The sequence below is a fragment of the Pseudotabrizicola sp. genome (genome assembly GCF_030656345.1).
Lineage (GTDB): Bacteria > Pseudomonadota > Alphaproteobacteria > Rhodobacterales > Rhodobacteraceae > Pseudotabrizicola.
Genome location: NZ_JAUSNR010000026.1, coordinates 316,443 through 340,837 on the forward strand (window position 1 = coordinate 316,443; position 24,395 = coordinate 340,837).

The window sequence follows — 24,395 nt, forward strand, 5'->3', positions numbered from 1 at the left end:
CGCACCCCCCGGCCGGAACAGGCGGCAAGCGACCCATTCCGGCCCCTCCTGTCCCCCGATAACCCGGCCATCGCCGCATAGGCAGCCCCGGTAGGGCGGGGTTCACCCCGCCTGCCCCCGGCATTGGCGGGGTGAACCCCGCCCTACCCCATACTCCCCGATCACGCCGCCGCCCTGACCCCCATCGCAAAGGGTTGCGCCCCGCCGCGCAACCCCCTAAACCCCCGTCAATTTGCGCAGACCGCACGAATCCGCGAGCCCGGCCACCGTGGCGCGGGTTCAGCCATGGACAGGGGCCAAGACCATGCCGAAAAGAACCGACATCAAATCCATCATGATCATCGGTGCAGGCCCCATCGTCATCGGACAGGCCTGCGAATTCGACTACTCGGGTGCCCAGGCCTGCAAGGCTTTGCGCGAAGAAGGCTACCGCGTCATTCTGGTCAACTCGAACCCCGCCACGATCATGACAGATCCCGGTCTGGCGGATGCGACCTATATCGAGCCGATCACCCCCGAAGTGGTGGCCAAGATCATCGAAAAAGAACGCCCCGATGCTTTGCTGCCCACCATGGGCGGCCAGACCGGGCTGAACACCGCACTGGCGCTGGCTGACCTCGGCATATTGGAAAAGTTCAACGTTGAACTGATCGGTGCCAAGCGCGAAGCCATCGAAATGGCAGAAGATCGCAAGCTGTTCCGCGAAGCGATGGACCGGATCGGGCTGGAAAACCCCAAAGCCACCATCATCGCCGCCCCCAAACTGCCCAATGGCAAATACGACATCAACGCCGCGATCACGGAGGCCATCGCCACGCTCGATTACGTGGGCCTGCCCGCCATCATCCGCCCCGCCTTTACCCTCGGCGGCACCGGCGGCGGCGTCGCCTACAACCGCGATGATTACGAGGCAATCTGCCGCAGCGGGCTGGAAGCCTCGCCCATGGCGCAGATCCTCGTCGACGAATCCCTGCTCGGCTGGAAAGAGTTCGAGATGGAGGTGGTGCGCGACACCGCCGACAACGCCATCATCGTCTGCGCCATCGAAAACATCGACCCGATGGGCGTGCACACTGGTGACTCCATCACTGTGGCCCCGGCGCTGACCCTGACGGATAAGGAATACCAGATCATGCGCAACGGCAGTATCGCCGTGCTGCGCGAGATCGGGGTCGAAACCGGCGGATCGAACGTGCAATGGGCGATCAACCCCGCCGATGGCCGCATGGTCGTCATCGAAATGAACCCACGCGTCTCGCGCTCCTCCGCTCTCGCGTCCAAAGCGACAGGCTTCCCCATCGCCAAAATCGCCGCCAAACTCGCGGTCGGCTACACGCTGGACGAGCTCGACAATGACATCACCAAAGTCACCCCCGCCAGCTTTGAACCCTCCATCGACTATGTCGTCACCAAGATCCCCCGCTTTGCCTTCGAGAAATTCCCCGGCAGCGAGCCCAACCTCACCACCGCCATGAAATCGGTGGGTGAGGTGATGGCCATTGGCCGCACCATCCACGAATCGATGCAAAAGGCCCTCGCCTCGTTGGAAACCGGCCTCACCGGCTTTGACGAAATCGCCATCCCCGGCGGCCCCGACCGCGCCGCCGTCTCCAAGGCGCTGTCGCTGCAAACCCCCGACCGGCTGCGTGTCATCGCCCAGGCCATGCGCGAAGGCTTCACCGACGACCAGATCAACGCCATCACCTCGTTCGATCCGTGGTTCCTCGCCCGCATCCGCGAGATCATCGACGCCGAGGCCCGCATCCGCCACGACGGCCTGCCGCTCGACGCCCCCTCCTTGCGCAAGCTCAAGATGATGGGCTTCACCGATGCCCGCCTCGCCACCCTCACAGGCCGGGACGAAGCACAGGTCCGCCGCGCGCGGCGCAACCTCGGCGTCACCGCCGTCTTCAAACGCATCGATACCTGCGCGGCGGAGTTCGAAGCGCAAACCCCCTACATGTATTCCACCTACGAAACCCCGGTCATGGGCGATGTGGAATGCGAAGCCCGCCCCTCGAACGCCAAAAAGGTCGTCATCCTCGGCGGCGGCCCCAACCGCATCGGGCAAGGCATCGAGTTCGACTATTGCTGCTGCCACGCCTGCTACGCCCTCACCGACGCGGGCTACGAGACGATCATGGTCAACTGCAACCCTGAAACCGTCTCCACCGATTACGACACCTCGGACCGGCTGTATTTTGAGCCGCTCACCCTGGAACACGTGCTGGAAATCCTGCGGGTGGAACAGGACAACGGCACCCTGCACGGCGTCATCGTGCAGTTCGGCGGCCAGACCCCGCTGAAACTGGCCCAGGCCCTTGCAAACGAAGGCATCCCGATCCTCGGCACCACCCCCGACGCCATCGACCTTGCCGAAGACCGCGAGCGGTTCCAGCAACTGCTCAACACCCTGAACCTGAAACAACCCGTCAACGGCACCGCCCGGTCGCGGGATGAGGCCTTCGCCGTCGCCAAACAGGTCGGCTACCCCCTCGTCATCCGCCCGTCCTTCGTGCTGGGTGGCCGCGCGATGGAAATCATCCGCGACGACGCCCAGCTGGAACGGTATATCCGTGAAGCCGTTCAGGTCTCCGGCAACAACCCGGTGCTGCTCGACAGCTACCTGTCCGGCGCGATCGAGGTTGATGTCGACGCCCTCTCCGATGGTCACAACGTCCATGTCGCCGGCATCATGGAACATATCGAAGAGGCCGGCGTGCATTCCGGCGACTCCGCCTGCTGCCTGCCCCCCCACTCCCTCTCGACTGAGACCATCGCAGAGCTGAAAACCCAGACCGTCGCCATGGCCCGCGCCCTCAACGTGGTCGGGCTGATGAACGTGCAGTTCGCGATCAAGGACGGCACCATCTACGTGCTCGAAGTCAACCCGCGCGCCTCGCGCACCGTGCCCTTCGTCGCCAAGGCCACCGATTCCGCCATCGCCGCCATCGCCGCCCGCCTGATGGCCGGCGAGCCGATGTCGAACTTCCCCCTCCGCGCCCCGTATGAGGCTGGCGTCGGCCCCGACACCGACCTGCCACTCGCCAACCCCTTCACCCTCGCCGACCCGATCACCCCGTGGTTCTCGGTGAAAGAGGCGGTGCTGCCCTTCGCCCGCTTCCCCGGCGTCGACCCCGTTCTCGGGCCTGAAATGCGCAGCACGGGTGAGGTGATGGGCTGGGACCGCACCTTCGCACTGGCCTTCCTCAAGGCCCAGATGGGCGCAGGCACCATCCTGCCCGAAGCGGGCCGCGTCTTCCTGTCGGTCAAGGACATGGACAAGACCGAACCGCTTGCCAGCGCCGCCCGCGATCTGGTGGCCATGGGGTTCGAGATCGTCGCCACCAAAGGCACCGCCAGCTGGCTGGCCTCGGTGGGCGTCGCAACCACCCCCGTCGCCAAAGTCTATGAGGGCCGCCCCAACATCGTGGACCGCCTGAAAAACAACGACATAGCTCTGGTCCTGAACACCACCGAAGGCACCCAAGCCATCAACGACAGCCGCGACATCCGCCGCGTGGCATTGATGGACAAGATCCCGTATTTCACGACCGCAGCAGCCAGCATCGCCGCCGTGGCAGCGATGAAGGCCCGGGGTGAGGGGTATGGGGTGCGGACGTTGCAGGGGTAAACCCTGCCGCGTCCCGTAGGGCGGGGTTCACCCCGCCTTACCGACGCAATGGCGGGGTGAACCCCGCCCTACAATTTTTCGATTCATGTGGCGAGGCGAGCGACAGCGCAGCACCCTGGTGCTTCTTCACTTGCAAAATTGGGTATTTTTTGTAAAAATTTGAAGCTGCGGGGTATAGCATGAACTATGTTGCCGTCAGTTCGTATGCCACAGTTGCAGCCACGTTGGTTGCTAGCGCTGGCTTTTATCTGACCGTATGTCAAATTTCGGCAACGCGTCTTCAGTTGCAGGCGGCCAACGAATACGCAATTCGTGCTGACGCCCGCGAAATGGCTGCTACTCTGTCAGATCGACTTTTTGCAAGCTGTCTCAACGGAGCGCCTGACTGCACCGAATCTGATCGACGAAGAACACTCGTTGGGCTAGGGCTAGGTTTTAATTTTTACCATTCAGTTTACCAACATGCCAGAGGCGGTAGCTTGTCTGATAGATTTGAAGATGAGATGGCTCGCGACTTTTGTTCATGGTTTAGCTTTAAAAGTGTTCAAGATTTCTGGGATTTACAGGTAAACGCTAAAAAATATGGAGCAGAGAGAATTAAAATGAAGCAATCATGGTGTAGTCCAGAATGAAAATGCTATTATTTTTTCTGACTTCGTTTTTAGCTGTGCTTCTAGTGCCGATTGAGGCGAAGGCAGAGAATCCCTTCAATATTAACTTCCCGGCTGAGGCCGATGAGGAGTCTCGAAAGGCAAGTGCTGCACTGGTGAGTTCTGCCATCCAACTGTTCACTGCATTGAGGGACGCGGAGTTTCGCTCTTACGATACTGCAAACGGACATCTTCGACTAACGGAGGATTTTCTTCGAAACGCATCAAATGAGTTCACAGTGCTATCAGAAGCAACTTTTTCTCAAGATCAGTTAGTTATTTCGGATTCGATACCGACAGAAGATCTGTTTGTTTTTTTAACCTGGTTTCAACTTGTTCAGGAGTCAGCTGATGCTCTGGTCTCTAACAACCTCAGCCCGACAGCAAGATTTCAAATTGAACTAACACAGTCCAACATACAAGGCCTGTCAGAGCTTACGCGGCGCGACGTGCTTCTTGCAGCAGCAAGCCATTGTGATGCGTTATCTCGCTTTGTTGCGGAGAATTTCCTCAGCATGCAAGAGAGTCGGCCTGAGCAGTTTAAGGTGCTTATTGACCAAGTTTCGACGCTGGTGTCGGTGGGCACAATTGCGACTCGTCTGTTCGGTGAAGTTCAATAATGCGCGTTGCGGTAAAGCTTGTGGGTAGTACCTAGGCTAATTCCCTTCCCCCCACCCCGGCCGGGTTGACGCACCACGGCCTCCACCCCCCCTCATCCCCCACGCGTCACCCGCTTCAACGTCTCCAGATCCGCCGCCAACGCCGCGTCATAGCCCCGCTGCCGCTCCGCCAGTGCCGCCCGCTCCTCCTCCGTCCGGTACGGCGCGGAATAATCCACATCCTCCGGTCCCTTCACCACCCCCGCCAGCCGGGCGTGCATGAAGGTGGACAGCACCTCGGCCATCCGGGTGGTGTGGCCCTTGCCCAGACTGCGGAAGAACCGCAGCACATCGGCCTCGACCCACAGCGTCAGCTTGACCTTGCGGCCCGCGCCCACGCCTTGGGCAATCGCGTGCCATTCCTCGGGCACCGCCCCGGCACCCTTTGCGGGCCAGTGCAGCGCGCGTTCCAGATCGCGCAGGCCCTCGGCCATCCGGTGATAGCTGGCTTTGCGGGTGTCATCGGCTTTGGTCATGTCGCACCTCCTGCCGCCACCCTGCCCCAACCGCGCGAAAGCCCGGTAAACGGTGCGCACGCAGGTCATGACGTTGGCCATACGTCGCCCATACGCAGACCATACCCAAACCAGACCCTTGACTTCTGCCGCAAAAACCCTCATCTCCCCCCAATCCGAAGCCCGTGCCGCGTGAGCACCGAAAGGCCCGGATAAAGGTTCCCACCATCACGCAGGGGCGCCGACGGCGCGCACGGTCACCCGATTTGTCGGGGGGCGAGGACCGCCTGCTTTTTGTTTGATGGAACGATCCACATGACCACCTTTGCTGACCTCGGGCTAAGCCCGAAGCTTTTGAAAGCGCTTGAGAAAACCAACCTGCAGACGCCGACGCCCATTCAGGCGCAGGCGATCCCCTATATCATGGCGGGCCGTGACCTGATGGGTCTGGCCCAGACCGGCACCGGCAAAACGGCGGCCTTCGGCCTGCCGCTGCTGCACCGCCTGCTGGATATCGGCCACCCGCCGGGGCCCAAGAACGTGCGCGCCCTGATCCTGGCGCCGACCCGGGAATTAACCTTGCAAATCAAGGACAACCTGGAAGTCTTTACCAAAGGAACGCCGGTCAAGGTGACCATGGTGGTGGGCGGCGCATCGCTGTTCCGTCAGGCCCAGGCGCTGTCCAAGGGCAGCGACGTTCTGGTCGCCACCCCGGGCCGTCTGATCGACCTTTTGGAGCGTGGCGATGTCAAGCTTGACCAGTGCGGCTATCTGGTGCTGGACGAGGCCGACCACATGCTCGACATGGGCTTCATCCACAGCTTGCGCAAGATTGCCAAGCACATCCCGCTGAAGCGTCAGACCATGCTGTTCTCGGCCACGATGCCCAAGGATATCTCTGAAATCGCAGACACTTACCTGCGCGATCCGGTCCGGGTTCAGGTCACTACCGCCGGCAAAACCGCCGACAAGGTGACGCAAGGCGTGCACTTCCTGCCCAACGGCGACAAGGCCCGCGTTCTGGAAGACTACCTGAAAAAACACCCGACAGAGCAGGCACTTGTCTTTGGCCGCACCAAGCATGGCTCGGAAAAGCTGATGAAATTGCTGGCGGGCTGGGGCTTCAAGGCAGGCTCGATCCACGGCAACAAGTCGCAAAGCCAACGCGACCGCACCCTGACCGAATTCCGCAATGGCGAGCTTGATGTGCTGGTGGCCACCGATGTCGCCGCGCGCGGCATTGATATTCCGACAGTGCGTCACGTGTATAACTTCGACATGCCCAACGTGCCCGAAAATTACGTCCACCGCATCGGCCGCACCGCGCGCGCCGGGGCTGAAGGCACCTCGGTCAGCTTCTGCGCTCCGGCAGAGATGGGCGAGCTGCAAGCGATTGAAAAGCTGCTGAAAAAGCCGCTGCCGATTCTGGGTGGCGCGCCGTGGTCGGCTGATATGGTGGCAGCCGCCCCCAAACCCGGCCAGAACCGTGGCCAACGCCCGGCCCGCCCGCAAGGGGGGCGCCCGCAGGGGGGCAAACCTGCCGGGTCAAAGCCGCAGCAGGGCCGCCCCGCCGCCAAAGCCAAGCCGATGGGCGGCGGCAACACCCCGCGCCGCGCCGAAGGTGGCAAACCCGCCGGGCAACGCCGCACCAGCTAAGCCCGGATGGCCTTGGTTTTTTCAACCGAAAAGAGGCGTCCGCGGCTTTGCGTTAACGAGTTGGAAACCAATTTTCGGGCACAAGAGATCACCGGGTTGTGTTCCGGATCTGTACCGAGTGGCCGATGTCCCCAGCATTGGTGTGAGTAGGGGGCCTGCCGTCCCTTGGCCTATGGGCCAAAGCACGGCAGGCCCACCCTTCACGCCGCTCCCCCGGCATCTGCCAGCCGGGCGATCTGGGCCCCGACCCGCCAAGCCTGCGCTTGCAGGCCGTTGCGGGAATCGGATAGGGGATTTGCCATGGCAAAGCTCTACTTCCACTATTCCACGATGAATGCCGGCAAATCGACCCTGCTGTTGCAGGCCGCGCATAACTACCGCGAAGGCGGGATGGACACCTATCTGATCACCGCGCAATTCGACACCCGCGCCGGGATGGGCCGCATCGCCAGTCGCATCGGCATCGGCGACCCGGCTGATACCTTTGCCCCCGACGAAGACATGTTCGCCAAGCTGAAGGCGCGGATCAGTCTTGGCCCGGTGGCCTGCGTGTTCATTGACGAGGCGCAATTCCTGTCGAAACAGCAGGTCTGGCAACTGGCCTGCGCGGTCGATGACCTGTCGGTGCCGGTGATGTGCTATGGCTTGCGCGTTGATTTTCAAGGGCAATTGTTTCCCGGCTCGGCTGCCTTGCTAGCCTGGGCGGATGAGATGCGCGAAGTCCGCACGATCTGCCATTGCGGGAAGAAGGCCACGATGGTGGTGCGCAAAGGCCCCGATGGCCGGGCGCTGCGCGATGGCGATCAGGTGGTGATCGGCGGCAATGAAACCTATGTCAGCCTGTGCCGCCGCCACTGGCGTGAGGCGGTCGGCTGACCCGCATCACGGCGCAACAGGCTCGCCCGCGCGCGCCCGCAGCGCGATCATGCTGCCTGCAGCCACGATCAGCACCATGCCCCCCACCGCCATCGGGGCCAGCAATTCGCCCCAAAGCATCCATGACCAGAAGGCCGAGGCCGGCAGGATGACATATTCGATCACCGACGCCCGCCCCGCATCGGTGATCTGATAGGCGCGGATCATCAGGCCCACGCCAAGCAGCGACCCCGCCGCCTGCACAAAGGTCCACAGCAGGAACGGCCCTGTCGGCCAGACCCAGCCGCGCATCAGAAACCCGTCCGGCCCAACGGGTGCCACCAGCGGCAGCAGGGTCAGCAGTGCCATCCCCACTGCCCCGAACACCCCCAGAACAGCGAAGAACCCGGCCACCAAAGTTTCGGCGCTCTCCTCCGGGCACCATTCGCGCGTGGCCACATTGCCAAGCGCATACAGCGCCCCCGCCAGCACCGGCAGCATCGCGGCGGCCGAGGCCCCCGACATTGCCTCTGGCCCAAGCACCAGAATCACCCCGACAAATCCCACAGCGACCGCCAGAATCCGCACCGGGCCAATTGCATGGCCATAGGCAAAGCGCGAGATCAGCAGCACAAAGATCGGCGCGGTGAACAGCCCTGCAGCCACGATGGCGACAGGCAGAAACGCCAATGCGCCGAAATAGATCAGCATCGCCATCCCGTGGATCAGACTGCGCGCCAGCACCGCCCGGCGGTTGACCGCCCGCAGCCGCAAACCCAGCAGCGGCACCGCCAGCCCCAGCAGCAACAGCGCCATCACCGTGCGGGTCAGGTGAAACTGCCACAAGCCATGATCCTGCGCGATGACCCGGACGTAGTTGTCGGTAAAACCGATCAGCATCGCATAGCCGCAAAGCAACCCGGCAGCGGCAAGTGTGCGGTCTTGGGTCACGCTGGGCATCGGGGCATCCTTCTTTGTCTTGTTGAACCCCACTCCACCCCGCCCTGCGCGCCGGAAAGCGACACCTGCCGCACGTTCCGGCCCCTGCAAAGGCCTGCGCAGCATGCAGTCGGGTGATTGTGGCCCGAACGGCCTTGGTCTACTGTCGCCGCATGACAGGCAAGGCACCGCGCGCCATGACGGCTTTGAAAAAATACACCCGGCTGGAAAGCAGCGGGCTCTGGCGCGACAGCCCGCTGGCACAGCGGCGCGAGGTCGTGGTGGCGTTCCGTGAGGCGACGCTGGTGCTGTCAGATCCCAAAAGTGAAACCGCGCTCAGTCACTGGTCCTTGCCCGCGATCGAGCGGGTCAATCCGGGGGAATTGCCAGCCGTTTTCGCCCCTGGTGCCGAAGCGATTGAGACGCTGGAACTTGATGACAGCGACATGATTGCCGCGCTGGAAACCGTTCGCAACGCGATTGCCGGGCAACGGCCCAAACCCGGGCGGTTGCGGGGGGTTCTGCTGGGGTCGGGCACGGTTCTGGTGCTGGCGCTGGGAATTTTCTGGCTGCCCGAGGCCCTGATCAAACACACCGCATCGGTCCTGCCCGCAGCAACGCGGGCGGCAATCGGTCAGGCGGCCCTGGCCGATGTGCAGCGGTTGACCGGGTCGCCCTGCACAAGCCCTTTGGGCACCTTTGCCCTGACCACGCTGAGCGACAAGCTTTTTGGCCCGCATAGGGCGCAGATCCTGATCCTGCGTGACGGGCTGACCGGGGCCGCGCATCTGCCCAGCGGGATCATCCTGATCGGTCGCAATCTGGTGGAAGATGAAGGCGGCCCCGAGGTTCTGGCGGGACTGGCGCTGATGGAACGTCTGCGGGCCGAAGCGCGCGATCCGATCCTGCCGGTGCTGCGGCATGCAGGGCTGACCGCGACCTTCCGCCTTCTGACATCGGGCACGTTGCCCAGCAGCGCGGTGGCGGGCTACGGCGAGGTTCTGTTGCAAAACAAGGCGGTTGCCGTGCCCGACGATGTGGCACTCGCCCGGTTCAAATCGGCGGGCCTGTCGTCAGGGCCTTATGCCTATGCGATTGACCCGAGCGGCGAGACGACCATCGGTCTGATCGAGGCTGATCCGCTGGCCGGGCTGATCCCGGAACCGCTGATGGCAGATGGCGATTGGGTCAGCCTGCAGGATATCTGCGCCACGGGCTGACGCGAAGGCTGCGGCAGCGCCGCAGCCCTGTTGCCTTAACGGATGAACGCGTCGCCGAACCCGGCCCGCCGCGCGGCGTTCAAAGCGGCCTGCGCCTCCGCCCGCGATCCGAACGGCCCGGCAAAGACGATCTGCATCGGCTTGCCCTTGCTGGAGATCCTGGACCGCGCCACCGGCAGCCCGAGGCCCGCCAGACGCGAGGACGCCCCATCGGCATTCGATGCCTCACCAAAGGTGCCGACCTGCACAAAGCTGCGCCCCGAGGCAGCCGGTTCCGATTTGGTCGAGGCGTAGACCTTGGGCGTGGCAACGGGCTTGCCCTGTTCCTTTGCGACATCTGCAACCAGCCGGGCGGGAACCTCGCGGGTCCAGATCTGATCCTGCTGCGCCCAGCCCTGCTGCGTGCCCTTGGCACGGTTGGGGTTCAGCCGGTCATCGGTAAACGCCGCGCGGTAGCCTTTGGGAATAACCTGCGGCTCTGCCGCGGCGGTTGTGCGCTGCACCTGGCGTTGGCCCACATGCGCCGCCGGATCAGGCCCTTCCAGATAGCCTGATGGTGCAATGGCAGCCACCCCGGCCAGCACACGCGGCGCGCGGGCATGGGCAATATCGCCGTCACCACGGGTGCACAGCACGATGCTGCCACCGTTTCGCAGGCGAAAGCGCTCTGCCACCGGCGCAGTGGTGTAGCAGCCGATGGTGCCCCGGGTGCCGGTCGTCGCCACCCGCTCTGCGATCTGGCGCTGCGGCTCTGGCCGGGGCTGCTGCACGATCCGCGCCGCCGGAACGGCGGGTGCGGGCACAGTGCCGGCGGGGGCCACAACGCGCGGGGCCTGCTGCGTGCGCACGGGGGCGGCGCTGGCTGCGGCATCGGGTGCCGGATTCGCGCTTGGTGCAGGTTCGACAATGGCAACCTGATTGTTCCCGAAGGTCGGCGGGTAGCCGCACAGCGGCGCGCGGTTGCTGCTGACGCGTGGCACCCAGTTGGTGCGCCCCGACAACCCGGCGCGCAGGAACACACAGCCCCGGCTGTCCACATATTGCTGTCCGGAAAAGGACGCAGGCGGCAGTTCACGCGGACCACCAAAATCACCGGCCGACTGAGCATTGGCAACACTCAACCCAGCCACGACCGCCAGAACGGCGGCCGGAACCCATCTCAACACCATGACTACCCCCAAGTAGCTTATGGGGGATACTGGAATAATATTGTTTCCGAGTAAAGGGATAAACCCGCTATTTGGTGCCGAACATCCGGTCACCCGCATCCCCTAGCCCCGGGACGATATAACCGTGATCATTCAAATGGCTATCGACCGAAGCTGTGACGATGGGCACATCGGGATGCGCCTCCTGCATCCGCTTGATGCCTTCGGGCGCGGCCAGCAGGCACAAAAAGCGCAGGTTTTTCGCGCCGTTGTCCTTCAGCAACTGCACCGCCGCCGCCGAAGAATTGCCGGTCGCCAGCATCGGATCGACCACGATGCACACCCGGTCTTCGAGCTGTGTCGGCACCTTGAAGTAATACTGCACCGGCTGCAGCGTCTCGGGGTCGCGGTACAGACCGACAAACCCCACCCGCGCCGCCGGGATCAGCTCCAGAATACCATCCAACAGCCCGTTCCCTGCCCGCAGGATAGAGATCAGCGCCAGCTTCTTGCCCTCGATCACCGGGGCGTCCATCGGTTCCAGCGGGGTGTCGATCCGCTTGGTGGTCATCGGCAGTTCGCGCGTGACCTCATAGGCCAGCAGCAGGGATATCTCCCGCAAGAGCTGCCGGAATGACGCGGTAGAAGTGTCCTTTTCCCGCATCAGGGTCAGCTTGTGCTGGACCAACGGGTGCGAAACGACGGTCAGATGGTCCAGCATGGTCAGGCCTCCAGAAGTTTGGCGATACGTGCGCGTGTATCGGCATCACAGAAGGCGGCGTCAAGCGCAGTGCGGTTCAGCGTCCTGAAAACCCCGTCATCCCAGTCAAAGGCGCGGTGCAGCTCCTCAAACTCCCGTTCCATGGTGGTGTGGAAAAACGGCGGATCATCGGTGCTGACGGTCACCTTGACGCCCCGGTCATAAAGCTGGCCAATCGGATGGCTGCGCCAGTCGGGGTAAAGCCCCAAAGCCACGTTCGATCCGGGGCAGACCTCCAGCACGATGCCGCGCTCGGCCAGTTCATCCACCAGCGCCAGATCCTCAATCGCGCGCACCCCGTGGCCGATCCGTTCGACGCCCAGATCATTCACCGCATCGCGCACGGACTGGGGCCCGCCCCATTCCCCGGCATGGGCGGTCAGGCGCAATCCGGCCTCACGCGCGCAGTCAAACGACCACAAGTAATCCTTTGGCGTCAGCACCTTTTCATCCCCCGCAATGCCGAAGCCCACAATCCAGTCGCCCGCCGTATCGGCGGCACAGCGCGCAACCTCGCGGGCCTTTTCCGGGCCGAAATGCCGGATGCAGGTGATGATACCGCGCAGGGTGATGCCCATCGTCCGTTCCGCCTGATCCGCCGCCTCACGGATCGCATGCAGATATTCGCGCCAGGCCCCGATGTCACGCCCGCCGCAGAAATCGGGCGAGAGGAAGGTTTCAGAGTAGACCACACCGCTGGCCGCACTTTCCTCCAGCACCGCCAGCGTCAGGCGGGCATAGTCTTCGGGTGATTTCAGCGCCGAGGTTGCAGCCTCATAGACCTTGAGGAAATCCCAGAAATCGGTGTACTGATAATGCCCGTGCTCATCAAAAATGCCCGCGATATCCAGCCGCTTCTCCGATGCCAACCCGCGGATGAACGCCGGGGGCGCTGCCCCTTCCAGATGCAGGTGCAACTCGACTTTGGGTATCATGGCTCTCGCGTCCTTCTCGTTCATCTTGACAAAAATACTCCGGGGGTGCGGGGGCTGGCCCCCGCTTCTGCCTGGTCAGAGAAAGCTGTCGCCCGGCGCGGCGGCACGCACTCCCAGATGCGCTGCCACACTTGCCCCCACATCTGCAAAGGCGCGCAGACCGATGGGCCGCATCCCAAGGCCGTGGCCAATCACCGGCACCCGTTCACGGGTGTGCTCGGTGCCGGGAAAGGTCGGGTCATTGCCGTGGTCGGCGGTAAAGAGTGCCAGATCACCGGGGCCAAGGCTGGCCAGAAAGCGCGGCAGGTTGGCATCGAACCACTCCAGCGCGCGGGCGTAGCCCGCCACATCGCGCGGGTGACCATACAGGCTGTCAAACTCGACAAAGTTTGCAAAGGTCAAGGAACCGGGTTGCGCGTCGACCCCCAGCCGCACCAGATGTTCGAAAAGCTCAGCGTCGGATTTGCCTTTGTGCAGGGCCTTGATGCCGCGCATGGAAAAGATGTCGCCGATCTTGCCAACCGCATGGGTCATCCGCCCCTGCCCGGCCACCCAGTCCAGCAGAGTCGGCGCAGGCGGGGCAATCGCATAATCGCGGCGGTTTGCGGTGCGCCTGAAATCACCGCAACTGCCCGTGAAAGGCCGCGCGATGACCCGGCCCACCCGCATCGCGTGCAGCGTCGGGGCCAGACCCTCACACAGCTTCAGCAGACGGTCCAGCCCGAACACCTCTTCATGCGCGGCGATCTGGAACACGGAATCGGCAGAGGTGTAGCAGATCGGCCAGCCACTGCGCAGATGCGCCTCGCAATGCGCAGCGATGATCGGCACGCCAGAGGCGTGGCAGTTGCCAAGGATGCCATCTGTTCCCGCCAGACGGCAGACCTCGGCCACCAGATCGGGCGCAAAGGCAGGGCCTTCGGTGGGAAAATAGGTCCAGTCCCACGGCACCGGCACCCCCGCCAGCTCCCAATGGCCCGAGGGTGTGTCCTTGCCGCGCGACACTTCGGTCGCGGCCCCCCACAGCCCGGCGGGCGCGGCCCCAAGCCCCGGGGCCTCCACGCCAGAGGCCAGCTTTACCGCCGCCCCCAGCCCCAACGCGTCAAGATTGGGCATCCGCAGCGCCCCGCTGCGGCCTGTATCAGCCCGGCCGTCCGCACAGGCCTGCGCGATATGGGCCAGCGTATTGGCCCCGGCATCGCAAAACTCGGCCGCATCGGGCGCACCGCCGCAGCCGACAGAATCCAGCACAATCAGAAACGCGCGCGCCATCAGGTGATCCGCTTCATCACAAGCGGGCCTTCCTCCAGCACCGAGGTGCCGACGCGGTAGGCCGCCTGCACCGCGCGCACCGCCGCATCCGCCGCCTCTTCCGTCGCCGCATGAACCATGGCCAAAGGCACCCCGGCCCCGATTTCTTCCCCCAGCCCGATCAGGTCGGACAGACCCACCGCCGGGTGAACCTTGTCGCCTTCGCGCAGACGCCCGGCCCCCAGATGCACCACCGCATGGCCCAAAGCCTCGCCATCAATATGCGCGATGAACCCATCATCCAGTGCGGGCACTTCCCGCACCACAGGTGCTGCAGGCAGCCGGTCGGGCCAGCGTTCGACAAAGTCCGCAGGCCCGCCCTGTGCCGCGACCATGCGGCCGAACACCTCTGCCGCAGCACCCGATTCCAGCGCCTGCGCGATGCGCCCGGCCCCGTCTTCAGCATCCGCCGCGAGGCCACCAAGCGCCAGGGCCTCACCGCCCAAAGCGCAGGTCAGATCCCACAGCGCCGCGTTGACGGATGTGCCGGTCAGCGTCTCCATCACCTCGATCACCTCCAGCGCGTTGCCCGCCGCCGTGGCAAGCGGCTGCGACATATCGGTGATCAGCGCCGTGGTCATGCAGCCCGCGCCCTGCGCCGTGCTGACCAGCGCGCGCGCCAAAGCCTCGGCCCGTTCCGGCGTCTTCATGAACGCGCCCGATCCGCATTTGACATCCAGCACCAGCCCCTCCAGCCCCGCCGCCAGCTTTTTCGACAGGATCGACGCAGTGATCAGGTCGATGCTTTCCACCGTCCCCGACACATCGCGGATCGCATACAGCCGCCGGTCGGCGGGGGCGAGGTCGGCGCTGGCCGCCACGATGGCACAATGCACGCCGGTCATCTGGCGGCGCAGATGATCCTCGGACAGTCCGGTGCGGAACCCCGGGATGGCCTCCAGCTTGTCCAGCGTGCCCCCGGTATGCCCCAACCCGCGCCCAGAGATCATCGGCACATAGGCCCCACAGGCTGCAAGCGCCGGGGCCAGCAGCAAGGACACGCAATCGCCGATCCCGCCGGTGGAATGCTTGTCCAGCACCGGGCCGGGCAAATCCCACTCCATGACCCGCCCAGAGTCACGCATCCCGCGCGTCAGCGCCACCCGCCCCTCTTCCGACAGCCCGCGCAGCAGCACCGCCATGGCAAAGGCCCCGGCCTGCGCGTCGGTCACCGTGCCGGAGGCCAGCCCTTGGGCAAACCACGCAAGCGCATCAGCCGAAGGCGTCGTGCCATCCCGCACCTGCGCTACGATGCTGCGCGCATCCATCAGGCGCGGTCCATATGGGCGGCGGTGAACACGCCGGGCAGCAGGTCCCCCACCGTCAGGGTGCGCTGCTTGCCATCGGTGGTGCACAGCGTGACCTTGACGCCCGCATCAGCAAATTCCGCGATCTTCTGGCGGCAGCCGCCACAGGGCGGCACCGGATCGGGGCTGTCGGCGATCACGAACAGCTCGGCAATCCGGGTATCGCCCCCGGCAATCATCGCGGCAATCGCGCCCGCCTCGGCGCAGGTGCCCTCAGGGTATGCCACGTTTTCCACATTGCAGCCGACATATACCGCACCAGAAGGGCTGCGCAGCGCGGCACCGACCAGAAACCGGGAATAGGGCGCATAGGCCCGCAGGCGAACATCGGTGGCAGCTTGCAAAAGGGTCATCTTGGGCCTCGGGTCTTGAGCAATGGGTCAGGAAGTGTGGGCGCGCACCGCGCAAAGCGCAAGGTTACAGAACGGTGGTGGCGGGGTCACCCGGCAAAGACACCTCCAGCAGTTCCAGATCTGCGGTCGGATCAGCATAGCGCGTCGCCATGCCCGGCGGAATGACAAAGGCATCCCCGGGCGACAAGCGGAACGGCTCTTTGCCCTCGCCCTCCAGCGTCATTTCGCCTGCCTTGACAAAGGTGAACAGAATGTCACCGTCATGCCGCGTCCAGGGCGCGGCTGCGCCACCCGGCCGCAGCACCATCACGCTGGCCACGCCGCCGGTGTTCGCGTTGATCGTGGTATCGCGCGCGACAAAGCCCGGCAGGCGCGATGGCCCAAACGCCCCGTCGCTGCCCCGGTTGAACACAAAGCGCTGACCCTGCCATTCGCGGTCAGGCCGCAGATGCGGGGTGGGCAGCGTCATGTCATGGTCAATCTCGGTCACATGCTCGGCAGGCACGCCGATCTCGATCACCTCGATCCCGTCGCTCGCCTCCAGCACCCGGTGGCGGATTTCCGGCGGCTGGATGAAGCAGTCGCCTGCCTGCAACCGGATCGGCCCGCCCTGATCTTCATAGACCACATCAACCCAGCCCCTGATGCAGAAGATCAGCTGAAACCCGACCCGGTGGAAATGCACCATATCGGGCACCGGGCCGCCATCGGGAATGCGGATATGGCTGGCGATCATTGCCCCGCCCAACCGGCTGGGCACCAGATCGCGGTAGTGCATCCCGGCGCGGCCAATCACCCAAGGGGCCTGATCGGCCAGACGGCGCACCACAAAAGCATGCTCGGTCTGCGGCAGAACCAGCGGGGGATTGATCTCGTCAATCTCCACCCGCGTGCCGTTGGGCGCGGTCAGAACGCGCTGCCCGCCGGCAAACGCATCGGGGTCTTCCGTCAGAATACGCAGCGTGCCCGGTGGCGTGTCGGCACCCTTCCGGATGCGCAGGCGCAGCCCGTGGCCCGACAGCACCGCCACCTCGGGGTCGTCGGCGGGATAGATCATATCCAGCCGCATCCCCAGCACCTTGGTGTAAAACGGCAGGTCATTGCGCAGTTCCTGCGTGGACAGAAGAATTTCAGCGCGCGTCTCGGTCATGGATTTCCCCGGATTTTGCCGCCATGCTGGTGCGGACATGCGAAATTTGCAAGCCGCCGCGGCATCGTTGGTGCACTCACCCGGTTGGCGGATCAAAATAAATGGTTTAAGGCTAAACCAAATTTTTCGGGAGGCGAAAATGGAAGAAGTGCGTCAGGACAACGCCCGTCAGGCGGCGCTGGATTATCATGAATTTCCCAAACCCGGAAAGCTGGAAATCCGCGCGACCAAGCCACTGGCCAACGGCCGCGACCTGAGCCGCGCCTATTCCCCCGGCGTGGCCGAGGCCTGTCTGGAAATCAAGGCCGACCCCTCCACCGCATCGCGCTATACCTCACGCGGGAACCTTGTGGCGGTGGTCACCAACGGCACGGCGGTGCTTGGCCTTGGCAACATCGGTGCCCTCGCCTCCAAACCCGTGATGGAGGGCAAGGCGGTTCTGTTCAAGAAATTCGCCAATATCGACTGCTTTGACATCGAGCTGAACGAGGCTGACCCCGAAAAACTGGCCGATATCGTCTGCGCGCTGGAGCCGACCTTTGGCGCGATCAATCTGGAGGATATCAAGGCCCCCGATTGCTTCATCGTTGAACAACTGTGCCGCGAGCGGATGAACATCCCGGTGTTCCACGACGACCAGCACGGCACTGCCATCGTGGTGGGGGCCGCCGCCACCAATGCGATGATTATCGCAGGCAAACGCTTTGATCAGATCAAAATCGTCTCCACCGGCGGCGGGGCGGCGGGCATCGCCTGCCTTGAGATGCTGGTCAAGCTGGGGGTCCGGCGCGAGAACATCTGGCTCTGCGATCTGGAAGGTCTGGTCTACAACGGCCGCACCGCCCAGATGACCCCGCAGAAAGAGGCGTTTGCCCAAGGCAGCAGCCCCGCCACGCTGGCCGATGTGATCGAAGGCGCAGACCTGTTCCTTGGCCTGTCCGGGCCCGGCGTTCTGACGCAGGATATGGTGGCCAAAATGGCCCCCAACCCGATCATTTTCGCGCTTGCCAACCCGAACCCGGAAATCCAGCCCGATCTGGCGCGCGCTGTTGCGCCCGGCGCGATCATCGCCACGGGCCGGTCGGACTTTCCCAATCAGGTCAACAACGTGTTGTGTTTCCCCTTCATCTTCCGCGGTGCGCTGGATGTGGGGGCGACCACGATCAACGACGAGATGAAGATCGCCTGCATCGAAGGCATCGCCGCCCTTGCCCGCGCCACGACGAGTGCAGAGGCGGCGGCGGCCTATAGCGGCGAAAAGCTGTCGTTCGGGGCCGATTACCTGATCCCCAAACCGTTCGATCCGCGCCTGATGGGGGTTGTCGCCAGTGCCGTCGCCAAGGCCGCGATGCAAACCGGGGTGGCCACACGGCCCCTGGCCGATCTGGATGCCTACAAGACCAATCTAGACGGCTCGGTTTTCAAATCCGCCATGCTGATGCGCCCGGTGTTTGAAGCCGCGCGCCACGCCGAGCGCAAGATCGTCTTTGCCGAGGGTGAGGATGAACGCGTGCTGCGCACCGCCAATGCAATGCTGGAGGAAACCACCGACCTGCCGATCCTGATCGGCCGGCCCGAGGTGGTCGAGGCGCGTTGCGAACGCGCCGGCCTGCCGATCCGTCCGGGCCGCGATTTCCATCTGGTCAACCCGGAAAACGACCCGCGCTACCGCGATTACTGGGGCACCTATGCCGAGCTGATGGCGCGGCGCGGGGTGTCGCCCGATATTGCCCGCGCGATCATGCGGACCAACACCACCGCGATTGCGGCGGTGATGGTGCACCGCGGCGAGGCCGACAGCATGATCTGCGGCACCTTCGGGCAGTATCTGTGGCATCTGGGCTATGTCCGGCAGGTGCTTGCGCGCGACGGGTTGCAGCCGGTGGCGGCATTGTCGCTGATGATATTGGAAGACGGCCCGCTGTTCATCGCCGACACCCACGTTCATGCCGAGCCGACCCCGCAGCAGATCATGCAGACCGTGCTGGGGGCTGCGCGGCATGTGCGGCGCTTTGGCCTGACACCCAAGGTGGCGCTGTGCACGCAAAGCCAGTTCGGCAACATGGAGAATGAAAAGGCGCAGCGGATGCGGGCGGCGCTGGAACTGCTGGACGCGCGCGAGCCCGATTTTGCCTATGAGGGCGAGATGAACGTCGACTCGGCGCTGGATCAGGGGTTGCGCGACCGGATGCTGATGGGCGGCCGGTTCGACGGCCCGGCCAATGTGCTGGTCTTCGCCTCTGCCGACGCGGCCTCGGGCGTGCGCAACATCCTGAAGATGAAGGCAGGCGGGCTGGAAGTCGGGCCGATCCTGATGGGCATGGGCAACAAGGCCCATATCGTGACCCCGTCGATCACAGCGCGGGGCCTGCTGAACGTATCCGCCATCGCAGGCACCCCGGTGGCGCATTACGGGTAAGTCGGCTTCCCCCTGCGTTACAGTGGGGGGAAGTTTTTTAGATCAAGGGGTTGGGTTTTTTGTTTTCACCGTTTCTTATCTTTTGAACTGGTCCTGATGGACCTTTGCCCTATGGCGCGAGAGCATAGGTCCGAAGCCGGTGGCAACCCTGCGAAAATCTGCGTACTCTGCAGTGAAACGCAGAGCGATATCGACGGACAAACGCGGATTGCCTGAAGGTATCAGCAACTTGCCAAAGGATCTTATGCGCGCGCTCTCTCTTCTTCCCCTGATTTTTCCCGCGCTGGCCATGGCCGAACCCATACAAATTCCGGGACCGCAAGGACCGCTTGAGGCAGAGATGATCGCCGTTGAAGGCGCTTCTGATGCCGTCATCATCATTCCGGGGTCGGGGCCGACTGACCGGGACGGCAATGCGCCGCAGATGGGTCTCTCGACCGATGCCTACCGCTTGCTGGCCGAAGGTTTGGCCGGACAGGGGATCACATCGCTGCGCATCGACAAAAGGGGCTTTTACGGCAGCGCCGGGGCTATCGCCGATCCCAACGATGTCACCATCGAGGCCTATGCGCAGGATGTCCGCGACTGGGTGGCCCATGCGTCCGGCCTCGCCCCCTGCGTCTGGCTTGCCGGGCATTCCGAAGGCGGACTCGTCGCTCTTGTAGCCGCACAAACTGCGCCGGAAAACCTGTGCGGCCTGATCCTTCTGGCGGCATCAGGGCGTCCCATCGGGCAGCTCATGATCGAGCAGTTTGAGGCCAATCCCGCCAACCGGCCCCTGATGCCCGAGCTCAGAGACATCGTAACCGGGCTCGAGGCGGGCCAGAGCCGCGATCCTGCCTCTGTGACGCCGGCCCTTCAACCGCTGTTCTCTGCAGGACTTCAGCGCTACATGATCGATCTTTTCTCGTATGACCCGGTGGCGATTGCCAAAGATTTGCAGGGCCCCATGCTGCTTGTTCAGGGCACCGACGATTTACAGGTTCGCCCGCACGATGCGGACCTGCTGGAAGCCGTGATGCCGCAGGCGCAGCGTATCAACCTTGCCGGGGGAACGCATGTGCTGAAAAAGTCGGCTGCAGGAAACCCGTATTCCACATATACAGATTCTTCCCTGCCCCTGCATGAAGACCTTGTACCCGGCATCGCGGCCTTCATCGCGCAGACTTCGACATCTGAATGACTGCAATTCGCCCGGTCTGGCGAGCCAGACCATTCACAAGGTAGATTCGCCAAAATTTTGCAAAGTTAGCCCATTTCTTTCATTTAATTGCAGTTCCGGGAGACTTTGCCAAACTTTGCACCCCAATCTCACTCCTTTCTGCAAACATTTCGTCGCACCCCACCAATGTCCGGCGGTAACATCGTTGCGCGATCCGCCAGCGATGCCGTAACAAACATCCAAGCGTTGGGAGGAGGCGCCGTTCATGGGATATTCCGACATCTATGCAAAATGGCAGGCCAACCCCGAGGGTTTCTGGATGGAGGCGGCGGGGGCGATTGACTGGGACCGCAAACCCTCCCGTGCGCTGAACGACAGCCGCGCGCCGCTGTATGAATGGTTCACCGACGGCATGGTCAACACCTGCTGGAATGCGGTGGACCGGCATGTGCTGGCCGGGCGCGGCAAGCAGCCTGCGATCATCCATGACAGCCCGGTCACCGGCACCAAGCATGTCATCACCTATGCCGAGCTGCTGGACCGTGTGTCACGCCTTGCCGGGGCGCTGAAGGCCAAGGGCATCACCAAGGGCGACCGGGTGATCATCTACATGCCGATGGTGCCCGAAGCGCTGGAGGCGATGCTGGCCTGTGCCCGGCTGGGGGCGATCCATTCGGTGGTGTTCGGCGGCTTTGCAGCGGCAGAGCTGGCGGTCCGTATTGATGACTGCAAGCCAAAGGCGATCATCGCGGCCAGTTGCGGCGTCGAGCCGTCGCGTGTGGTGCATTACAAGCCGCTGCTGGACGGTGCCATCGAGATGGCCAGCCACAAGCCCGATTTCTGCGTGATCCTGCAACGCGAACAAGAGGTTGCCAAGCTGATCGACGGGCGCGACGTGGCGTGGCACAGCTTTCAATACGGCGTCGAACCGGCAGACTGTGTGGCGGTGGAGGGCAATCATCCGGCCTATATCCTGTACACTTCCGGCACCACCGGGGCGCCCAAGGGCGTGGTGCGCCCGACGGCGGGGCATCTGGTGGCGTTGCAATGGACCATGCGGGCGATCTACAATTGCGGCGTGGGCGATGTGTTCTGGGCGGCGTCCGATGTGGGCTGGGTCGTCGGGCACAGCTATATCTGCTATGCGCCGCTGATTGCAGGCTGCACCACGATTGTGTTCGAGGGCAAGCCGGTCGGCACGCCGGATGCCGGCACCTTCTGGCGGGTGATAGCCGACCATAAGGTGAAAACCTTCTTCACCGCCCCCACCGCGCTGCGCGCGATCAAGCGCGACGATCCCGAGGGTCTGCTGATCAGGGACTATGACACCTCCAGCATGCAGGCGCTGTTTCTGGCGGGCGAACGGGCCGACCCCGATACGGTGGACTGGGCCGGGCGGCATCTGAATGTGCCGGTGATCGACCATTGGTGGCAGACCGAAACCGGCTATGCGATTGCCGCCAACCCGCTGGGGCTTGGTCTGGTGCCGATCAAGATCGGCAGCCCGGCGATGGCGATGCCCGGCTATGACGTGCGGGTGCTGGATGAAGGCGGGCACGAGGTGTCGCCCGGCACTTTGGGCGCGATTGCGATCAAGCTGCCGCTGCCGCCCGGCACCCTGCCGACGCTGTGGAATGCGGAAGAGCGGTTTGTGAAGGCGTATCTGGCGCATTTCCCCGGCTATTATGAAACCGGGGATGCGGGCTATGTCGATGCCAATGGCTATCTGTACATCATGGCGCGCACCGATGATGTGATCAACGTGGCCGGGCACCGCCTCAGCACCGGGGCGATGGAAGAGGTGCTGGCCGGGCACAAGGATGTGGCCGAATGCGCGGTGATCGGGGTGGCCGATGCGCTCAAGGGCCAGTCGCCGCTGGGGTTCCTGTGCCTCAACAAGGGCGTGGACCGCGCGCCCGCTGATGTGGTGGCCGAATGCGTGCAGCTGATGCGCGACAAGATCGGCCCGGTGGCCGATTTCAAACGCGCCGTGGTAGTGGACCGCCTGCCCAAGACCCGGTCCGGCAAGATCCTGCGCGCCACCATGGTCAGCATCGCCGATGGCAAAACCTGGAAAATGCCCGCCACCATCGACGACCCGGCGATTCTGGACGAGATCCGGGTGGCCCTGCAAAGCCTTGGTCTGGCCAAAGGCTGAGGGCCTGCGCGGCAAGGCCATTGGCCGCGGGCGAGCCTTGCGCTAGGCTCACGCCATGGCTGACCCCTTTGCCGCGCCCCCTGTTGATCCGGCCCACCCTGATCTGCACCCGGCGGATCAGGGCCAGCCGCTGGCGCAGCTGCGCGCGGCGCTGACCCGGCTGGCGGGCTGCGCCCTGCCCGACCCGGCGCGGCAGGCGCTGGCCGAGGCTGAACTGGCGCTGTCAGCGCTGGAGGCCATCGCCCCCGATCCGGTGGACAAAACCGTGTTTGCGGCGCTGCTGGAAATGGCGGGGCCAGAGCTGGCACCGGAACTGACCGCGCAGATGGCCGCCGATCTGCGCGCGACTCTCGCAGCGCTGGCGCAGGGGCTGGCGCAGGCGGACCGGGCCATGGTGGGCGCGCAAAGCCATGTGCTGGTGTCGCTGGCCGGGGCGGGGGGCGCGCGCAGGCTGGAGCTGGGCGCGCAGGCGCTGAACCGGGCAGCGCTGGGTGGTGATGCCGCGCGGATGCGCGCTCTGGGGCCGGGGGTTCTGGCCGGGCTGGCAGCGCTGATCGGCTTTGTCGAAGGGGCGGCCGACGGGAAACCGTGACACCCGACCGCCCCCATGGGCTCAGGCGAATTGTTCGACCAGCAGGCGTTCTTCCAGACCGTGGCCGGGGTCGAACAGGATGCGGTGGCAGATCTCGGGTTCCGACCGGATTTCGACCGAAACCACATCGCGCACTGACCGGCCATCGGCATCGGCCATCACCGGGCGTTTGTCGGGGTGAATGACCTCAAACCGCACCACCGCGGTTTTCGGCAGCAAGGCCCCATGCCAGCGGCGGGGGCGGAAGGCGGCAACGGCGGTCAGGGCCAGCACATCGGACCCGATCGGCAGGATCGGCCCATGCGCTGAATAGTTATAGGCGGTGGACCCGGCGGGCGTACACAGCAACGCGCCGTCGCAGACCAGCTCTGCCAGCCGCAGCTTGCCATCGACATAGATCGCCAGTTTCGCCGCCTGCGGCCCGGCGCGCAGCATCGACACCTCGTTGATCGCAAGCGCCTCGACCACGCGACCATCGCTGGTGGTGGCCCGCATGTGCAGCGGGTTGATCACGGTTTCTTCGGCAAGGCTCAGCCGGTCGGCCAGCCCCTCCACATCAAAGGCGTTCATCAGAAAGCCGACGGTGCCGCAGTTCATGCCATACACCGGCAGGCCCGCGCTTTGGGTATCGTGCAGGGTCTGCAGCATGAAGCCATCACCACCTAGGGCAACCACCACTGTGGCCTGCCCCAGCGGGGTCTGGCCATGCCGGGCGGTCAACCCGGCAAGCGCCGCCTGTGCGACGGGGGTGGGACTGGCACGAAAGGCAATTCTCGATGTGGGCAAGGCGGTTCTCCCTTGCGCACAGTCTTGACGGGCCGGGCGCGGGAACTCAAGCCAAAGTGCGTGCAAGCGACTGGGGATACGCTACGCCGGGGGAAACAAAGACATGACCCGAAGGCCGAAAACAGGTGGACGATAAGAATGCCTTTGGACAAGCACAGGTTTCCCACATCGGGCATTCCGCCCTTTCAACCCTGCAAACCTGCCCACGACAAAGGGGCAAGCGTGGTGCCGCCCCTTTGTGGTTCA

General features: G+C 64.0%; 20 protein-coding genes. 10 read left to right on the top strand and 10 right to left on the bottom strand.

The window, feature by feature from the left end:
• The first annotated feature begins 304 nt into the window (after positions 1–304).
• The 3 genes from carB to Q7J44_RS16765 all read left to right on the top strand — a co-directional run bounded on the left by carB (position 305) and on the right by Q7J44_RS16765 (position 4,904).
• The gene (gene carB, locus Q7J44_RS16755) at positions 305–3,634 is read left to right on the top strand and encodes a carbamoyl-phosphate synthase large subunit (RefSeq protein WP_304881816.1); all 3,330 of its coding nucleotides are present in this window, start codon (positions 305–307) and stop codon (positions 3,632–3,634) included.
• Between the two features lie 179 nt (positions 3,635–3,813).
• Positions 3,814–4,266 carry a hypothetical protein gene (locus tag Q7J44_RS16760; RefSeq protein ID WP_304881818.1) on the top strand — a complete coding sequence of 151 codons (453 nt, stop codon included), beginning with the start codon at positions 3,814–3,816 and terminating at the stop codon, positions 4,264–4,266.
• Positions 4,263–4,904 (top strand): hypothetical protein, encoded by a 642-nt coding sequence (locus Q7J44_RS16765; protein ID WP_304881820.1) that lies wholly within the window; start codon positions 4,263–4,265, stop codon positions 4,902–4,904. Before Q7J44_RS16760 ends, Q7J44_RS16765 begins: the two co-directional genes overlap by 4 nt.
• A 92-nt stretch (positions 4,905–4,996) precedes the next feature.
• On the opposite strand, the gene Q7J44_RS16770 is transcribed toward Q7J44_RS16765, so the two are convergent.
• Positions 4,997–5,419 carry a BrnA antitoxin family protein gene (locus Q7J44_RS16770; RefSeq protein WP_304881822.1) on the bottom strand — a complete coding sequence of 141 codons (423 nt, stop codon included), beginning with the start codon at positions 5,417–5,419 and terminating at the stop codon, positions 4,997–4,999.
• A gap of 294 nt (positions 5,420–5,713) precedes the next feature.
• On the opposite strand from Q7J44_RS16770, the gene Q7J44_RS16775 reads away from it, so the two are divergent.
• Together Q7J44_RS16775 and Q7J44_RS16780 are read left to right on the top strand one after the other, a co-directional pair.
• The gene (locus Q7J44_RS16775; RefSeq protein WP_304881824.1) at positions 5,714–7,054 is read left to right on the top strand and encodes a DEAD/DEAH box helicase; all 1,341 of its coding nucleotides are present in this window, start codon (positions 5,714–5,716) and stop codon (positions 7,052–7,054) included.
• Positions 7,055–7,354: 300 nt separating this feature from the next.
• A complete protein-coding gene (locus Q7J44_RS16780; RefSeq protein ID WP_304881826.1) occupies positions 7,355–7,930 on the top strand; it encodes a thymidine kinase in 576 nt (191 codons plus the stop codon).
• A 6-nt stretch (positions 7,931–7,936) separates the two neighbouring features.
• Here the strand turns inward: Q7J44_RS16780 and Q7J44_RS16785 are convergent, their stop codons facing one another.
• On the bottom strand, positions 7,937–8,869 hold the full coding sequence (locus Q7J44_RS16785) for a DMT family transporter (RefSeq protein WP_304881828.1): 933 nt from the start codon (positions 8,867–8,869) through the stop codon (positions 7,937–7,939).
• 176 nt (positions 8,870–9,045) lie between these two features.
• Between Q7J44_RS16785 and Q7J44_RS16790 the strand changes: the two genes are divergently transcribed.
• Complete coding sequence (locus tag Q7J44_RS16790; protein WP_304881830.1) at positions 9,046–10,068, top strand: hypothetical protein; 1,023 nt, start codon at positions 9,046–9,048, stop codon at positions 10,066–10,068.
• Positions 10,069–10,103: 35 nt separating this feature from the next.
• Here the strand turns inward: Q7J44_RS16790 and Q7J44_RS16795 are convergent, their stop codons facing one another.
• The 7 genes from Q7J44_RS16795 to Q7J44_RS16825 form a co-directional block, all read right to left on the bottom strand.
• The gene (locus tag Q7J44_RS16795) at positions 10,104–11,237 is read right to left on the bottom strand and encodes an SPOR domain-containing protein (protein ID WP_304881833.1); all 1,134 of its coding nucleotides are present in this window, start codon (positions 11,235–11,237) and stop codon (positions 10,104–10,106) included.
• A 67-nt stretch (positions 11,238–11,304) separates the two neighbouring features.
• Positions 11,305–11,937, bottom strand: a complete 633-nt coding sequence (upp, locus tag Q7J44_RS16800) for a uracil phosphoribosyltransferase (RefSeq protein WP_304881835.1) — start codon at positions 11,935–11,937, stop codon at positions 11,305–11,307.
• 2 nt (positions 11,938–11,939) lie between these two features.
• A complete protein-coding gene (locus tag Q7J44_RS16805; RefSeq protein ID WP_370693026.1) occupies positions 11,940–12,911 on the bottom strand; it encodes an adenosine deaminase in 972 nt (323 codons plus the stop codon).
• Between the two features lie 75 nt (positions 12,912–12,986).
• Complete coding sequence (locus Q7J44_RS16810; RefSeq protein ID WP_304881838.1) at positions 12,987–14,183, bottom strand: phosphopentomutase; 1,197 nt, start codon at positions 14,181–14,183, stop codon at positions 12,987–12,989.
• Positions 14,183–15,490 (bottom strand): thymidine phosphorylase, encoded by a 1,308-nt coding sequence (locus tag Q7J44_RS16815; RefSeq protein ID WP_304881840.1) that lies wholly within the window; start codon positions 15,488–15,490, stop codon positions 14,183–14,185. The genes Q7J44_RS16810 and Q7J44_RS16815 overlap by 1 nt, the downstream gene beginning before the upstream one ends.
• The gene (locus Q7J44_RS16820; RefSeq protein WP_304881842.1) at positions 15,490–15,882 is read right to left on the bottom strand and encodes a cytidine deaminase; all 393 of its coding nucleotides are present in this window, start codon (positions 15,880–15,882) and stop codon (positions 15,490–15,492) included. Before Q7J44_RS16820 ends, Q7J44_RS16815 begins: the two co-directional genes overlap by 1 nt.
• A gap of 64 nt (positions 15,883–15,946) precedes the next feature.
• Positions 15,947–17,032: a cupin domain-containing protein gene (locus Q7J44_RS16825; protein WP_304881844.1), complete on the bottom strand. Its 1,086-nt coding sequence runs from the start codon at positions 17,030–17,032 to the stop codon at positions 15,947–15,949.
• Between the two features lie 139 nt (positions 17,033–17,171).
• Between Q7J44_RS16825 and Q7J44_RS16830 the strand changes: the two genes are divergently transcribed.
• The 4 genes from Q7J44_RS16830 (at position 17,172) to Q7J44_RS16845 (ending at position 23,363) form a co-directional block, all read left to right on the top strand.
• Positions 17,172–19,451 carry an NADP-dependent malic enzyme gene (locus tag Q7J44_RS16830; RefSeq protein ID WP_304881845.1) on the top strand — a complete coding sequence of 760 codons (2,280 nt, stop codon included), beginning with the start codon at positions 17,172–17,174 and terminating at the stop codon, positions 19,449–19,451.
• A gap of 208 nt (positions 19,452–19,659) precedes the next feature.
• Complete coding sequence (locus tag Q7J44_RS16835) at positions 19,660–20,634, top strand: alpha/beta hydrolase (RefSeq protein WP_304881847.1); 975 nt, start codon at positions 19,660–19,662, stop codon at positions 20,632–20,634.
• Between the two features lie 244 nt (positions 20,635–20,878).
• Positions 20,879–22,771 (top strand): propionyl-CoA synthetase, encoded by a 1,893-nt coding sequence (locus tag Q7J44_RS16840; RefSeq protein ID WP_304881849.1) that lies wholly within the window; start codon positions 20,879–20,881, stop codon positions 22,769–22,771.
• 55 nt (positions 22,772–22,826) lie between these two features.
• Entirely contained in the window at positions 22,827–23,363 is a 537-nt protein-coding gene (locus tag Q7J44_RS16845) for a hypothetical protein (protein ID WP_304881850.1), read from the top strand.
• 21 nt (positions 23,364–23,384) lie between these two features.
• Here the strand turns inward: Q7J44_RS16845 and Q7J44_RS16850 are convergent, their stop codons facing one another.
• Positions 23,385–24,149, bottom strand: coding sequence for an NAD kinase (locus Q7J44_RS16850; protein WP_304881852.1), 765 nt, complete (start codon positions 24,147–24,149; stop codon positions 23,385–23,387).
• Positions 24,150–24,395: the final 246 nt, after the last annotated feature.